Below are 313 nucleotides of genomic sequence, written 5' to 3' on the forward strand. Positions count from 1 at the left end.
CTGCGCGGTGATGTTCCTGATGGGCTGGTGTTTCACGCTGACCGCGGAACGCAATTTACCAGTGAGAAGCTCTGGGAAGTTTGCCGCAACCTGGGCATTGCTCAGTCTGTGGGGCGTACTGGTGTGTGCTTCGATAACGCGATGGCCGAGTCATTCTGGTCAACGCTTAAAACCGAGTTCTACGACCGTAAGCGCTGGGCGACCCGTGATGCTGCACGCAAGGCCGTTGCCTACTGGATTGAAGTCGTCTACAACCGCCGGCGCCGACACTCCGCACTCGGTATGGTAAGCCCCGTCGACTTCGAGAACCACA

The 313-nt window shown here is 58.1% G+C and carries 1 protein-coding gene; it reads left to right on the plus strand.

What is annotated here, in order from left to right; all coding sequences use genetic code 11:
* On the plus strand, positions 1–313 hold a 313-nt coding region (locus QP363_RS12870; protein ID WP_284764773.1), incomplete at both ends, for an integrase core domain-containing protein.

Source organism: Corynebacterium sp. UMB6689, assembly GCF_030215295.1.
Lineage (GTDB): Bacteria > Actinomycetota > Actinomycetes > Mycobacteriales > Mycobacteriaceae > Corynebacterium > Corynebacterium aurimucosum.